This is a genomic window from Moorena producens 3L, assembly GCF_000211815.1.
GTDB classification, from domain to species: Bacteria; Cyanobacteriota; Cyanobacteriia; order Cyanobacteriales; family Coleofasciculaceae; genus Moorena; species Moorena producens.
Genome location: NZ_GL890815.1, coordinates 11,848 through 24,543, shown reverse-complemented (window position 1 = coordinate 24,543; position 12,696 = coordinate 11,848). Strand labels below are relative to the sequence as shown.

Genomic DNA, 12,696 nt, shown 5'->3' with positions numbered 1-12,696 from the left:
TGTCACTCCAGATTACCGCAATAATCGGTCAATTGTGTCAATTACTCAGGACTTACCCATAAACTCTGCCGCTAGGGTGGGTTGATAACACACGATACTATATAAGGGCATTTGCGTTTGTTACCCGATTTGACATAAGTCCTGGTAATGAACTATGAGAGGATGATCTATGCTAACTTCAGGTGCGACCCGTGGCGAATTTAATTCTTAATGGGTCAAGCGCACCTAACAATTGAATTAACACTTGATACCAGCATCATACTTAGTACCCTTGACCTCTCGCAAAAGTTCAGGGGAGGCGCGCGTTCCAATGGGCAGGTAAACTGCCTAAGGCGCGCTTTCCGCTTGAAGAATTAAATTACGGGGTCGCGCCTCTTGGGTCGCGCCTCTTGGACACATCCCTATATACTTCTCAGCCTTTTGGTAATTTTTTATGCAACAGGATTTTCTGAAAGCAGTTTTCAATTGGGTGAGGTAGAAATTCCTTGGTTTTAGGGAACAGGGAAAAAATCTTGTGTACCTCATAGTGAGGATAGCTCAATTGAGAACTGCTATAAGTACCTAGAGATAACTTCTGATAGCTAATAGCTGACGCCTGCATGCTTACCTTGGAATCGCGACCAAGATTATTTCGATGCTGAAACTTTTGATATCATGCAACGTCTGTAGTAGTCAGCCAGAAGCTACAGCATTTGATAATCCTGGCTGTTCAGACTATTGATGTGTTGAGGAAGATTGATCTCAATGAAATATCCGATTCGAGTGTTATTATCACTCGTGACCCTATGTACTATTGGCTTAGGGACCGATAACGTATCTGCTGAATCGAATCGATGTGGCCAGATTCGTGCTGTGCGTCGCTTGGCGATTAGCGAAAACTTAGATAGCGATAATCTAGCTACCCTAGAATATAAATACTGTGGAAATAGTAACCCACGTTCATCAAGTATTGAGTCACTACAAACTTCTTCTCAAGATTGCTTCGACCTGACCGTCATGGCCAAACTAGCCAGTATGACAGAAGAGGCAAAAAGCTTTCTGGGTATGATTGAAAGTTTAAAACAAGTTACCTGCAAACTTCCTAGGCAAGATCAGAGGTCTTCGTTATACTGGCCAAATGGTAAAACAGCCAAATGGGGATCAAATTGGTATTATCCAAACGGTAATAGGCTTAATTATGGATCTATTTTTTACTATCCAAATGTCAAAAGATTTAATTATGAGTCTATTTTTTACTATCCAAATGTCAAAAGATTTAATTATGGGTCTATTTTTTACTATCCAAATGGTCAAAGGTTTAATTATGGGTCAATTCTGTATAATCATAAGGGTAGACGTACTTCAGTGGATAGTTTCCTGACCCAGGGTTGTAGTATAGTTAGCACCACAGAATGCGATCGCATTCTCACATACATCAACCGCGATGACCGGAACCGCGATGACTCGAACCGCTCTGAAACCGAGAGTAAAGAGGATTTCTTGCGGGATTTGTCAATCATGCAAATTCTTGACAGGCTTACTAGAGTAGCTGATTAAACCTCAGGGGGTAACAAGCAGCCTTTTTAGCTCCTAAGGGTGTAGAGCTCCAGCTTGGCACTGGGTTTGGGGTGTAGAGAATCATTGCAGCCGTCATTTAAACCCTAGACTATATTGATTAACTTGAACTTAGCCTAGGCATCCGTTTATAATTACCTGTCATTGTTTAGTGATAATTTTTTAGCCAAGTTGGGAGCTCAATAGAACTGGACACCCCTTCAGCCAGTAAGCATATGCGCTACGCGCACGCTACGCGAACAGTGGTCAGTGGTCAGCTATCATGGTCATTTTCTTCAAAAGCACCTCAAGTAGCGTGGCACAGGCTTCTAGCGTGACACAGGCTTCGACGCTGTGACCTAACCCATAAGCTAATAGCTGAATACTGATAGCTCAATACTGATAGCTGATCGCAATCTTAATTAGGATGTAAGATCGCTATAGGCTATATGGCCACGTGTGTGAGGATTTCTCTAAATGCGAGTTTTATTACTGTATCCCTTATTTCCGAAAACGTTTTGGTCTTATGACAAAATCCTTGAATTAGTTAATCGCAAAGTTTTATTGCCACCCTTAGGTCTAATTACTGTTGCTGCATTATTACCTCAAGACTGGGAATTTAAACTTGTTGACCGCAATATCCGAGACGTAACCGAAGCAGAATTTGAATGGGCAGATCTGGTGATAATCTCAGCAATGATTGTCCAAAAAACCGATGCCCTAAACCAAATTAAAGAAGCCAAACGACGTGGTAAATTAGTGGCATTTGGGGGACCTTATCCTACCTCTTTACCAGACGAAGGAAAGAAGGCAGGGGTGGATTTTCTCATCCTAGATGAAGGAGAAATCACCCTACCGATGTTTGTAGAAGCTTTACAGCGAGGGGAAACTAGTGGAACGTTTCGCACTACAGAGAAACCCGATGTCACTCAAACCCCAATTCCCCGCTATGATTTGTTAGAGCTTGATGCCTATGATTCAATGTCAGTGCAGTTTTCGCGGGGATGTCCTTTTCAGTGCGAATTCTGCGACATCATTATTCTCTATGGCCGCAAATCGAGAACAAAGGAACCAGCCCAGCTTCTCAAGGAATTGGATTATCTGTATGAATTAGGCTGGCGGCGTGGTATCTTTATGGTGGATGACAATTTTATTGGGAATAAGCGTAACGTTAAGCTACTTCTGAAAGAGCTAAAAGTATGGCAGAAGGAGCATCAGTATCCCTTTCGATTTAATACTGAGGCATCTGTAGACCTAGCTGCGGATTCAGAATTGATGGAATTGATGGTGGAGTCTAACTTTGATGCTGTATTTTTAGGAATTGAAACACCGGACGAAGAAAGCCTTAAACTAACCAAAAAATTCCAAAATACTCGCAGCTCTCTAACGGATGATGTAGATAAAATAATTCGTGCGGGATTGCGACCAATGGCAGGGTTTATTATTGGTTTTGATGGAGAGAAACAAGGAGCAGGTTCCCGGATTATTAGTTTTGTTGAACAGGCTGCTATCCCTACAGCCATGTTTGGCATGTTACAAGCGTTACCCAATACTGCTCTGTGGAATCGTTTAGAAAAAGAAGGGCGTTTGCGAGATAACACTAAAAAAGATATCAATCAAACCACCTTAATGAACTTTGTTCCTACTCGTCCCATTGAAGAGATTAGTCAAGAATATATCGAAGCATTCTGGAAGCTATACGAACCTGAACGCTATATAGACCGTGCCTATAAATGTTTCTTAAAGCTTGGCCCCCCTAAATGCAAAGCCCCATTCAAAATGCCAGAGTTGGTAGATTTGAAAGCTTTGGCGACTGTAATTTGGCGTCAAGGGTTTAAGCGCAGTACTCGCTGGAAATTCTGGCATCATTTATTTGGTATTTTCAGGCACAATCCAGCTGTGTGGGAACATTACCTTACTCTATGCGCTCACAACGAACACTTTCTCGAATATCGTCAAATTGTCCGAGATGAAATTGGAAGACAGTTAGTTGATACTAATCCTAAGTTGATGGATAAAGAATTAATAGAGATATAGCAACTATTAGCAACGTTTGAGGGACTTAAGGCAAAAGGCAAGAGGCAAAAGGCAAAAGGGAATAGCGATGCAACGCTACTCCCTACTCCCTACTCCCTACTCCCTACTCCCTACTCCCTACTCCCGACTCCCGATTCCCTAAGACGAAAGTCCATCACCCAATTAGCTGCGATCTATGGGCTTGATACTTAAATCTCTCAAGGTGAAGGTGAAGTCGAGTTTTTTGGTTGTGTTAATAAATTCAATGATGACTTCAGTAGCAACTGCTGTAGTCATCAGCACTAAATTCCGAGCTAATGGATAATCACAAACATCATCATTAACTGGGGAAGGGACTCGATAATTTTCAGTCCAAATTATCTCACTGTAGTCTTCTGCTAACCCAACATGAAGACAAGGAGTTTGGGAACTATCACAGTAATCTTTTACGGCTTGACGAGCGACACTGTTATCAAAGGTGTCAATGACTAAAGTAGAATTAGTCAGTAATTGTTTGGTATTAGCTGTGGTTAATTCCTTGACCTTAGCCTCCAATTTTACCCCAACCGCTTGGTAGAGGGAATGAGCCAGGATTTTGGCTTTATGGGCACCAATATCAGAGCGGTAGTAGGGTTGGGTAGAAAGATTGCGCTCTTCAATGCGATCGCAATCAATAACCTTGAGCTTTCCAAAGCCTGAACGAGCCAAATTTTCGGTAATATTAGCTCCAAGTGCTCCGGCACCACACACGGTCACGGGGTAGTCACGTAACTGGGCCATGACTTGGGAGGTACGGTAGAGTTGTTCGTGGTAAAAAATTGACATCATCCTAATCCCAATATCGTGCCTCAATCACCCCAACCAAGGACTGTAAATCAAAATCGCGATCGCGTCCACTTAGACAAATCCCGGAACTGATTACAGTTAGATCCTGTTTAGATATCGCTGATATATGGTGTTTACCGTCAGCAGTGCTCCAGCGCACCTGCCAGAATTCTCCCCGGTCATGGAACTGTTGCAGTGCTCCCCCACCCATTTCCAAAGCTTGCTCCAGCCGTTTGTGATCCCGTTGATGCTGCCTTTTATCTTTAAACTCTTTAGTCTGTTGTCTTACCAAGTCATAAACTATTCTCATTTCTGGGGTCACCCCCTTTAAATCCAGTTCTTCAGGTGGTGTTACTTGCTTTAACTGCTCTGTGAGTTGTTCTGCTAGTAAAGGATCTCCCTTACGGTCAAGCTGCTGAAACCACCAAGCCTTACCATCCCCACGAGCTACCACTTGTTCAAAGGCTACCCCGCCCTCTACCAGATGGACAGCAATAGGTTTAACCGTGCCAAAGCGCTGACGAGCATCGGATTCATTGACTGGATACCCTAGCCAGGTCTTTCCCGACAATTGATAAGCTAGTCGTAAACGCAACGGTTGGAGCAGTTGCCAATAGTCCTCAAGTTGAAACACATCTGGCTCTTCTATCACAGTTGCGACTTGATCGCTGACTGGCTGAAAAATACCCCATCCTTCAAACTTACGAGGCTTAGGGGAGAAGGTATAAATCATTCCAGCAACACGAGTTCTTACCCTTCCCCCACGTACACAGGGAGCGAGGAATTGATTTTCACTCAGTTGCGTTTCCTTTGCAGCAATTTGATTGATGAGGTCGAGGATATTTGCCATGATCCTGCTCGATTGTATTAATAATGTGCAAGTCGCCAGAGCAAAAGCGTTCGTCACTTAGAAGGAACTCCGCCGGTGAGTTACTACACACTCTTTAAATGATGGCTACTTCTAAGCCCACATTCCGGGTTCTTCGCGCCTTCCTCGCTTCACGCCCGTTACGTTAGAGTAACGGTACTATTCCTCTCGTACTATGTATGTAAGCTCTGGCTGTTAGGGCACACAAGTCGGTGAAATTTATAGAGGTGCGGATTCCAAACTTATAAGCCAAGTTTGATCCCAAGATTAGACTGGGTGACTGGATATACTGCTTCATCAGGAGTTATCAAGTCAGTCCAATTCTTAGAGGTGCAACTACTTATAGCTATCTAAACCTTGTCAAACATTATCCATTGTTTTATAATTAACTAAGTTAGTAACTTGTTTAACTTCGGAACACTACCGCCCAACGAAGAACTAAAAGCGAAGGCAGCTGGTCGTAAGTTAAGCGACGTAAAATAATGGACTGAGTGAAGTTACAGTGCGGTTTGAGAGTAGGCAGCAGAGCCTCCATTAATAAAATTAGCGCAATGCTTTTGGCATTGCTTTGTCGGCAACAACCATTAGTTTTCACGCTTTGCTATACCATCGTCTTATCTGCTTGTGAGTAGGTTTGTACAGGTTAAATGTTGCACTACTTATCATTTCGCACCGGTAGCGGTGTATCCAGAATCTCCATCAATAAGTCTAGCCGTGATGGACGAGTCATCAGTGGAACCAGGTTTGGTAGAGAATAGTAATCTCCAGCAAAGGTAAAGGTTTCTACTGGCACCTGTTGCTCCTTGAGTTTACTTTCCACCCAGTCGTAGGAGTAACCAACTCGGACAATAATCACATTGGGCATCAATCCCAATTCACGAGAGTAGGTCTTGTAAACCTTACCAAAGTAAGGTGCTGTGTTTTCACCTTCATCGGTAACCAAGATAATCTGGTCAACCGCCTGCTTCCGAGAACGCATTACTTCTAAAGCACAACCAATGCTAGTCCCACCCCCTGCCTTGATGTGCCTGAAGGCACGTTCCCAGTCACTCAACTTTTTTCCTTGAGCCTTAACTGGGTAAGGCATGGTATCGAAGGCATAGACAAACAGCTCAGCTTCAGTAATACCAGAGATTAGGGCTGCCAGCCGCTTACCAACTTCAATGGCTTTGTCCATTGAACCGGACTTGTCCACTAGTAGAGCAGTGGGCTTGGTAATGGTACCTTTGCGCTTTACTTGCTCATTGGTAACTTGTTTTAACTTAGCAAGAGTTTGAGTATCTAACTGAGCAGCCTCAGCGGCAACTTGTGCCTTGAATGCAGAAACGCGATCGCTTGTCTGTGCCTGTTCTAGCTTTGCCTCAATCAACTCCTTGACCTGTGGGTGTTCCATCGCACCCCGCCCTTGGAGGGATTTGAGATTATTAATTACCTCTTGGGGTGTCATAGCATTGATTAGTGCTACCAACACCGTAGGAGTGACAGAGCGCACAGCACCAATGGCGATGGTATAGGGAATCTTATGTTCAACAATCAATTGCGCCTGTTCAGCAGCAGTTTCAGTTTTCCCTAGCTGCTTCAGTATCCAAGCTAAGGAACCTTCTGGAGGATTGTCCTTAAATAATACAGCATCTGCTCTAGAGCTAGGCTTAATATGTAAACTAGCATAGAGATGCTTCATCGCCTTTCGACCCCGCAATGCTGCTCGGTCAAACAAGGCTGGAGTTTTTTCCCGTGTCTTAAGGTAGCGCCGCACTGCTGTCCGAGCCGAACGAGGCACCTTATTGCGCTGCTGCTTCATAAAATCCACTACTCGTGCCACCTGGTAGGGTGGGAATTTTTGCAGCATTACAAAGCCAGCATCTCGGTGTTCGGTCAAATTGCTAGTCAACATATGACCTAGAAACACTTCTTTGTGGTCCCGGACATCCCCGTGATTTTCGTACCAAACGGCTAAGTGACCGTAAAAAATTGGGTCAAGTTCTACCATCAGTTGGTGCAATTCTGTCACTTGCTCCAGCTTACGATGGGGTGTAGTTAATAAACTGTTTAGTAATTCTAAACGCAGGTCACGCTCTTCAGTTTTCATAGGATTAACCTCCTATGCTCCTATGTAATTTCTGGACAAATCTATAAGTTATTTGATTGTTTGGTTGAAAGTTGGTTGAAGGTTGTTTGGTTGAAGGTTGAAGGTTGAAGGTTGTTTGGTTTACTAAAACCAACAAAAATGCCACCATTAATTAAATAATTTATCATCCCAATAATAATAAAATTAATGGTGGCTATTACTACCTCATTTAAATCATTAATCGTGAATAATAATCTAAATTAATTAACAATGATAAACTAATAATATCTGTAATTAATTTTAAATTATTCCTATAGCAAGCCTAAATTAATTGTCATAATTTTGAACCGAATTTATCTACTCCTTACTCCCTACTCCCTACTCTCTACTCCCTATTCCCTGTTTCCTTTGCTATAGAAGATTGAATCAATCCGCGCAAGTTCAGAAAGCCATTGTTTCACACACGGGATTTGAACCCGTATATACTTGAACAGAATCAAGTGCCTTACCATTTGGCGAGTATGAAAGCTTTCCGGGTCAGGGCGCGAAGGTGACTCAGTGAATTTTTAAAATTGTTTGGTTATGGCAGTGAAAACGATTAGAATTAGGGTCCCCGCGCAAGTCAATAAAGCTTTTAATAAAATGATGCTCTATCCATTTGAGCTACAGCGGCAAATAGCGCCACTGATAGGATTCGAACCTATAACCTTCCGATTCGTAGTCGGTAGTATGTAAGCTTCAGCGGTTAGGGCGCGGGGGTAAATTTGTAACACTTGCTTCTGTGCAAGTTAATACAAAATTGATAGGAACTTATAATAGTTTTTTAACCAGTACTTTTATCACTCTGTAGCATAATTTGGAAATTATTCCTAGAAGGTTGAATCAATCGCGCAAGTTCAGAAAGCCGTTGTTTCACACACGGGATTTGAACCCGCATATTCTCGATGATGAGTCAAGTGCCTTACCATTTGGCTAGTATGAAAGCTTTCCGGGTCAGGGCGCGAAGGTGACTCAGTTATTTTTTAAATTGTTTAGTTATGCCAGTAAAACCACTCTAATTGCACTAGAATTGGGGTGCCCGCGCAAGTCAGTAAAGCTTTTAATAAAATGATGCTCTATCCATTTGAGCTACAGCGGCAAATAGCGCCGCTGATAGGATTCGAACCTATAACCTTCCGATTAGTAGATCGGTAGTATGTAAGCTTCAGCAGTTAGGGCGCGGGGGGAAATTCCGAACAATTGCTCCTGTGCAAGTTAACAAAAGCTTTATAGCAACTTACGACCGTCCTCACCAAGCATGGCTTAGCAGTGGACACGCACGCCAAATCTCTGTAAGACAATGGCTTAGTGCTCGCGCTCCTCGGTTACCCGAGTTCGCTACCTTAGGATCGTTATCTGTGTGTAGGCTTCTTGAGATTAGGGCACAGGACAAAAGGTTTAACCTTTTAACACCTTTTAACCATAAACCTTTTAACCACAAACCTTAACCATAAACCGCTTCAGGTCTTATAATCAGATTGCGGTTGGTACTGCGGTCGATGACATAAGAGGTCAAGCGCTCTGGGGCTACATCAAAGTACTTCGCGAGTTGCTGTTTAACAGCGGTATCGTTCATACTTTTGGCTATACCCAGCTGACCTTCAGCAATGTCGTAGGAACGACCTTCAAACCGAACATGAATCATTGGGCATCCCTCCTTGTAGCGCGATGTTTTCTCTTTAACCTTACTTTTATACTACATGTATATTACAAATGTGTCAAGTCCTTGGCAAAAAAATTTTTTAGGACTTAGGCATCACTGGGATATTTGACTTATTTAACCCTTAAAAGCAGGCAGATTCATTAGACCTTATACTAGCGATTGAAATTAACTTTAAGCAAGCAATAGATGAGCAACTTTAAGGATCAAGTGGCACTAATCACAGGAGCTTCCTCTGGCATTGGAGCAGCTCTTGCTCATGAATTAGCCCGTCAAGGAGCCAATGTGGTACTCCTAGCTCGGCGAGCAGAACGATTAGAAGCCATAGCTTCACAAATTGATCCCAACGGTCAACGTGTACTTGCTATGCCCTGTGATGTCACAAAGGATGGTGACCTGGATAAAGCCGCAACCTTTGCCCGTAGTAAGTTCGGCAAAATTGATATCGTTGTTGCTAATGCTGGCTGGTGCAACATTTAACCTCTCTAAACCTACCCATCAGCAGGAATGATCTGTATAGCACCAGGTGAAAACCTGGTGGTTGTTGCCGACAAAGCGCGGATCATTATGTTCCGCGCGCCATTCCAATCCCGTGGTAAAGAGAAGCCACATTTTGGGCATTGGAATTTTTTACTGCCGCCTAATTTTTCGTGAATTTGACCACATTCTGGGCAAGTTTTGCTGGTATAAGATTCGTTAACCAAGACAACCTTCACCTCATGACGATCCGCCATTTGAGTTAAGTGCTGGCGAAACTTATAATGATTCCAGGTAAGCAGATTGCGAGCTGTTTTCCTGTTTAATTTCCTAGCTGATTTGACTACCATTTGAGATGTTTCAAACGTTGGCAAAAATATAAGCTTGTAATTACTAACCAGGAAAGAAGCTGACTTGTTATGGCAGTCCTTAATTAGGTTTTGAATTTTTTGGCGTAAGCGATGGGCAGCATTTCTCATTGCTCGTCTCTGTCTTTTCGCAGAGCTTAAGTCAATCCGACTCATCAACCGATCTAGTTGCTGACAAAGTCTTTGAACCCGACCAATATCCCCAGAGCCTATCTCTAGGTAATTTTTGCCGTCAAAGCCAGTAAGGAATGTCCTAATACCTGGATCTAAAGCTATTACTTTATCCTGTTTGGTGGGAGTAGGTTCAATGTATTCGGGAAAAATGCCGTACCATTTGCCTTTAACCCAAACTAATTGAGTACCGTAGATGCATTCATCGGGAAAACCTTGAGGTGAACGAAAGGACAGACCTTTTACTTTGGTGGGATACCAAGAACCTTTTTTGAAGTCTCCAACTTTGAATTTGATTACTTGAGTGATCTGCCGACAGGATTTAAATTTGGCAAAACCTCCATTGACCTTGGCTTGTTTAACGGCATCGATCCCATCGGCAACAGCTTCTTGTAATTGGTGCCCTGGTAGGGTTTTTACCCACTCTGGTCTATCAGATTTTCTAGCCAGTTTTTGTAGGTCATAAGTACTACCTTGATAGCCGTTTTTGATAGCAGCGATCGACCAGTTGTAAATCCATCTATATGCATTAAGCCAAGTTTTCCAAACCCTGTGAAGCTCTTTAGATGGAAACACCCTGAGCCTCAAGACACTGTTTGGTGTCAACTTCATCGTCTGGTTCCGGGGTTTTATCTTGTACCGCTTGCGTGACTTGCTTTTGATATTTTCGGAGTCCGTAAAGCCTAGCAGAGAAACAGTGGAGGATGGACAGGATATCTTCGACCAACTCTTGTTCTGGGGACAATTTGCGTTCATTGAGAACCACGAGCTTGACTCCAGCTTTTTTGCATAACCATTCAAGTAATGGGAATCCAAATCTGACGGCTCTGTCTGGGTAGGCAACGACAAATGCTGAGAGATCACAGCTGTAAATTCGTTCCAATATTTTGAGGAACTTTTTCCGCTTAAAATTGAGTCCTGATCCAACTTCTGAAACAATTTCAGCGTTTGGGTATTTTGACCGTAGAAATTCAGCTTGTCGATCAAGGTCGTCCCGTTGGGAGTAGGTAGAGACTCTTGCATAGCAGACAATGGGCTTAATCTGCGGAGTTTCTCCTTCGACACAGAACCGCCTTTGATTCCCTTTTGTCCTGATACTGTCGAGTCTCCCCTCTTTGTCCCACCGCCTAAGAGTTGAGATCGAGACTCCGAGGTGCTCGGCTGCCTCTTTTGGAGTGACATATTTTTTCATTGACCGTGAACCTTACTAAATCTAGTATACTTAACTTTAGTAAAGTTTGCTAAGGCTTAGTAAGATATCTGGCTAATAGTTGCACCTCTTTGAAGGGTAATGTCGAAAACCTCAGGGTGAATGACTATCGACGTCTTTGGGAAACCAATGTTTTTGGGGTACTGAGTACCATCTACGCCACCTTAGATGACCTCAAGAAAACTAAAGGAAGACTGGTCATCATTAGTAGCGTAAAAAGTTACGTTGCCTTGAGTGGCGATTCTCCCTATAGTATGAGCAAATTTGCGATGCGGGCTTTGTGTGAGTCGTTGTCTCAAGAGTTGGCTCCCGATGGGGTGTCGGTCACACACATTTGTCCAGGGTACGTTGCTACTGAAATTCGTCAGCTAGACAATCAGGGAATTTGGCATTCAGACTGGGAGGATCCTATTTCCCCCAGGCTTCTGATTTCTGCTGATCAAACTGCCAAACAAATTGTTAAAGCTATTTCCCGACGACAACGGGAACAGGTAATAACAAACTACGGCAAGCTGATTGTCCTGATCAAGCGTCACATGCCTTGGTTGCTCTCATTGCTGATTTCAAAATTCCAAATCAAGGTAGCTTCTAAGCCGTCACCGATTCAGCAATAATATTTTTTACTATAGCAATTATCATCTCATTTTCCAGAAAGTTGTCTCCGACTACCTGTTTTTGCACTTAGCCATACCTTTAGTAACCTGAAACTAATTACCAGATCCCTTTTTATTGCCATAAAAAACTGTTTTAAACTCCAGAAAATCGCTGTTTGGACTATAAAGCGTATAAATAGCCTTTCCTAGTTCTTTGCCTACATTTCCTACACCAACAACTCTTCTTTTGGGTGCAGTAATAGTTTGCACGGGTTGCTGGCGATCTAAAGTCATCACCGAACTATTTACTGAACCTCTTTGTAGTTGATATTCAAATACTTGACCCGAACGACCACAAAAGAGATGATTTGCCTGGACTCTTTGCAAGCGGTCTAGCATTTGCCAGGGTAAGGTTTCGGGGGTTAACTCATCGCTGACGCTAACAGTGCTACCGTGAATTAACAAACAATCTAATTCAAAGAAGCCAAAATGACAGTTGCGTAACCACTGTACGGTTTCGCGAGATACCGAATCCCAAAGAAGTTTAGCGGTTTCTTTACCAAAGCGCTCGATTAATTCTGTCGGTTCTGCTGTCGAACCCAAACCGTGTAAAGCAAAGCATTGTTCTTCCCACCAGCCGAAGCATACTTGGGGTTCTAATTCTCCAGGTAAAGGATTCTGAATTCGTTTAATTACTTGTTCGCTATCTTGGTTAGCTGCTACGATATCGCCCAGAATATACAATGCTTCCACCTTAACGCGCTGGCGTTTGATATCTGCCAACACTGCTTCGTAAGCTGCGATATTTCCTTCAATTCCGCTTAAAATTGCCCACATTGATTTTCAATTTAAATATTTAAGTAATTTA

Annotated in this window: 13 protein-coding genes, 2 tRNA genes and 1 other annotated feature; of the genes, 5 read left to right on the top strand and 10 right to left on the bottom strand. The window is 42.9% G+C overall.

What is annotated here, in order from left to right:
• Positions 1-744 precede the first annotated feature (744 nt).
• The 3 genes from LYNGBM3L_RS00110 (at position 745) to LYNGBM3L_RS48245 (ending at position 3,712) form a co-directional block, all read left to right on the top strand.
• Complete coding sequence (locus LYNGBM3L_RS00110; protein ID WP_008177523.1) at positions 745-1,536, top strand: hypothetical protein; 792 nt, start codon at positions 745-747, stop codon at positions 1,534-1,536.
• Positions 1,537-2,010: 474 nt separating this feature from the next.
• The gene (locus LYNGBM3L_RS00105) at positions 2,011-3,570 is read left to right on the top strand and encodes a B12-binding domain-containing radical SAM protein (protein ID WP_008177522.1); all 1,560 of its coding nucleotides are present in this window, start codon (positions 2,011-2,013) and stop codon (positions 3,568-3,570) included.
• A gap of 16 nt (positions 3,571-3,586) precedes the next feature.
• Positions 3,587-3,712 carry a hypothetical protein gene (locus LYNGBM3L_RS48245; protein ID WP_267871960.1) on the top strand — a complete coding sequence of 42 codons (126 nt, stop codon included), beginning with the start codon at positions 3,587-3,589 and terminating at the stop codon, positions 3,710-3,712.
• 20 nt (positions 3,713-3,732) lie between these two features.
• Here LYNGBM3L_RS48245 and LYNGBM3L_RS00100 read toward each other — a convergent pair whose 3' ends face one another.
• From LYNGBM3L_RS00100 to LYNGBM3L_RS00080, 7 genes are all read right to left on the bottom strand, one after another.
• A complete protein-coding gene (locus LYNGBM3L_RS00100; RefSeq protein ID WP_008177520.1) occupies positions 3,733-4,374 on the bottom strand; it encodes a ThiF family adenylyltransferase in 642 nt (213 codons plus the stop codon).
• Positions 4,375-4,378: 4 nt separating this feature from the next.
• Positions 4,379-5,224: a hypothetical protein gene (locus LYNGBM3L_RS00095; RefSeq protein WP_008177519.1), complete on the bottom strand. Its 846-nt coding sequence runs from the start codon at positions 5,222-5,224 to the stop codon at positions 4,379-4,381.
• A gap of 60 nt (positions 5,225-5,284) precedes the next feature.
• Positions 5,285-5,367 (bottom strand) — a sequence feature (23S ribosomal RNA rRNA prediction is too short).
• A 530-nt stretch (positions 5,368-5,897) separates the two neighbouring features.
• On the bottom strand, positions 5,898-7,331 hold the full coding sequence (locus LYNGBM3L_RS00090) for a vWA domain-containing protein (protein ID WP_008177516.1): 1,434 nt from the start codon (positions 7,329-7,331) through the stop codon (positions 5,898-5,900).
• 41 nt (positions 7,332-7,372) lie between these two features.
• The gene (locus LYNGBM3L_RS48240; protein ID WP_008177514.1) at positions 7,373-7,498 is read right to left on the bottom strand and encodes a hypothetical protein; all 126 of its coding nucleotides are present in this window, start codon (positions 7,496-7,498) and stop codon (positions 7,373-7,375) included.
• Between the two features lie 491 nt (positions 7,499-7,989).
• Positions 7,990-8,055 (bottom strand) — tRNA-OTHER (locus tag LYNGBM3L_RS42460).
• A 165-nt stretch (positions 8,056-8,220) separates the two neighbouring features.
• Positions 8,221-8,292, bottom strand: a tRNA-Met gene (locus tag LYNGBM3L_RS00085).
• Positions 8,293-8,793: 501 nt separating this feature from the next.
• Entirely contained in the window at positions 8,794-8,994 is a 201-nt protein-coding gene (locus LYNGBM3L_RS00080) for a hypothetical protein (protein ID WP_008177509.1), read from the bottom strand.
• Positions 8,995-9,198: 204 nt separating this feature from the next.
• Between LYNGBM3L_RS00080 and LYNGBM3L_RS00075 the strand changes: the two genes are divergently transcribed.
• Complete coding sequence (locus LYNGBM3L_RS00075) at positions 9,199-9,489, top strand: SDR family oxidoreductase (protein WP_008177507.1); 291 nt, start codon at positions 9,199-9,201, stop codon at positions 9,487-9,489.
• An 11-nt stretch (positions 9,490-9,500) separates the two neighbouring features.
• Here the strand turns inward: LYNGBM3L_RS00075 and LYNGBM3L_RS00070 are convergent, their stop codons facing one another.
• Positions 9,501-10,601 (bottom strand): RNA-guided endonuclease InsQ/TnpB family protein, encoded by a 1,101-nt coding sequence (locus LYNGBM3L_RS00070; protein ID WP_008177505.1) that lies wholly within the window; start codon positions 10,599-10,601, stop codon positions 9,501-9,503.
• On the bottom strand, positions 10,588-11,217 hold the full coding sequence (locus LYNGBM3L_RS00065) for an IS607 family transposase (protein ID WP_008177503.1): 630 nt from the start codon (positions 11,215-11,217) through the stop codon (positions 10,588-10,590). The genes LYNGBM3L_RS00070 and LYNGBM3L_RS00065 overlap by 14 nt, the downstream gene beginning before the upstream one ends.
• 68 nt (positions 11,218-11,285) lie before the next feature.
• On the opposite strand from LYNGBM3L_RS00065, the gene LYNGBM3L_RS00060 reads away from it, so the two are divergent.
• Entirely contained in the window at positions 11,286-11,849 is a 564-nt protein-coding gene (locus LYNGBM3L_RS00060; protein ID WP_081431876.1) for an SDR family NAD(P)-dependent oxidoreductase, read from the top strand.
• Positions 11,850-11,942: 93 nt separating this feature from the next.
• Here LYNGBM3L_RS00060 and LYNGBM3L_RS00055 read toward each other — a convergent pair whose 3' ends face one another.
• Entirely contained in the window at positions 11,943-12,665 is a 723-nt protein-coding gene (locus tag LYNGBM3L_RS00055) for a metallophosphoesterase family protein (protein ID WP_008177499.1), read from the bottom strand.
• Positions 12,666-12,696 lie beyond the last annotated feature (31 nt).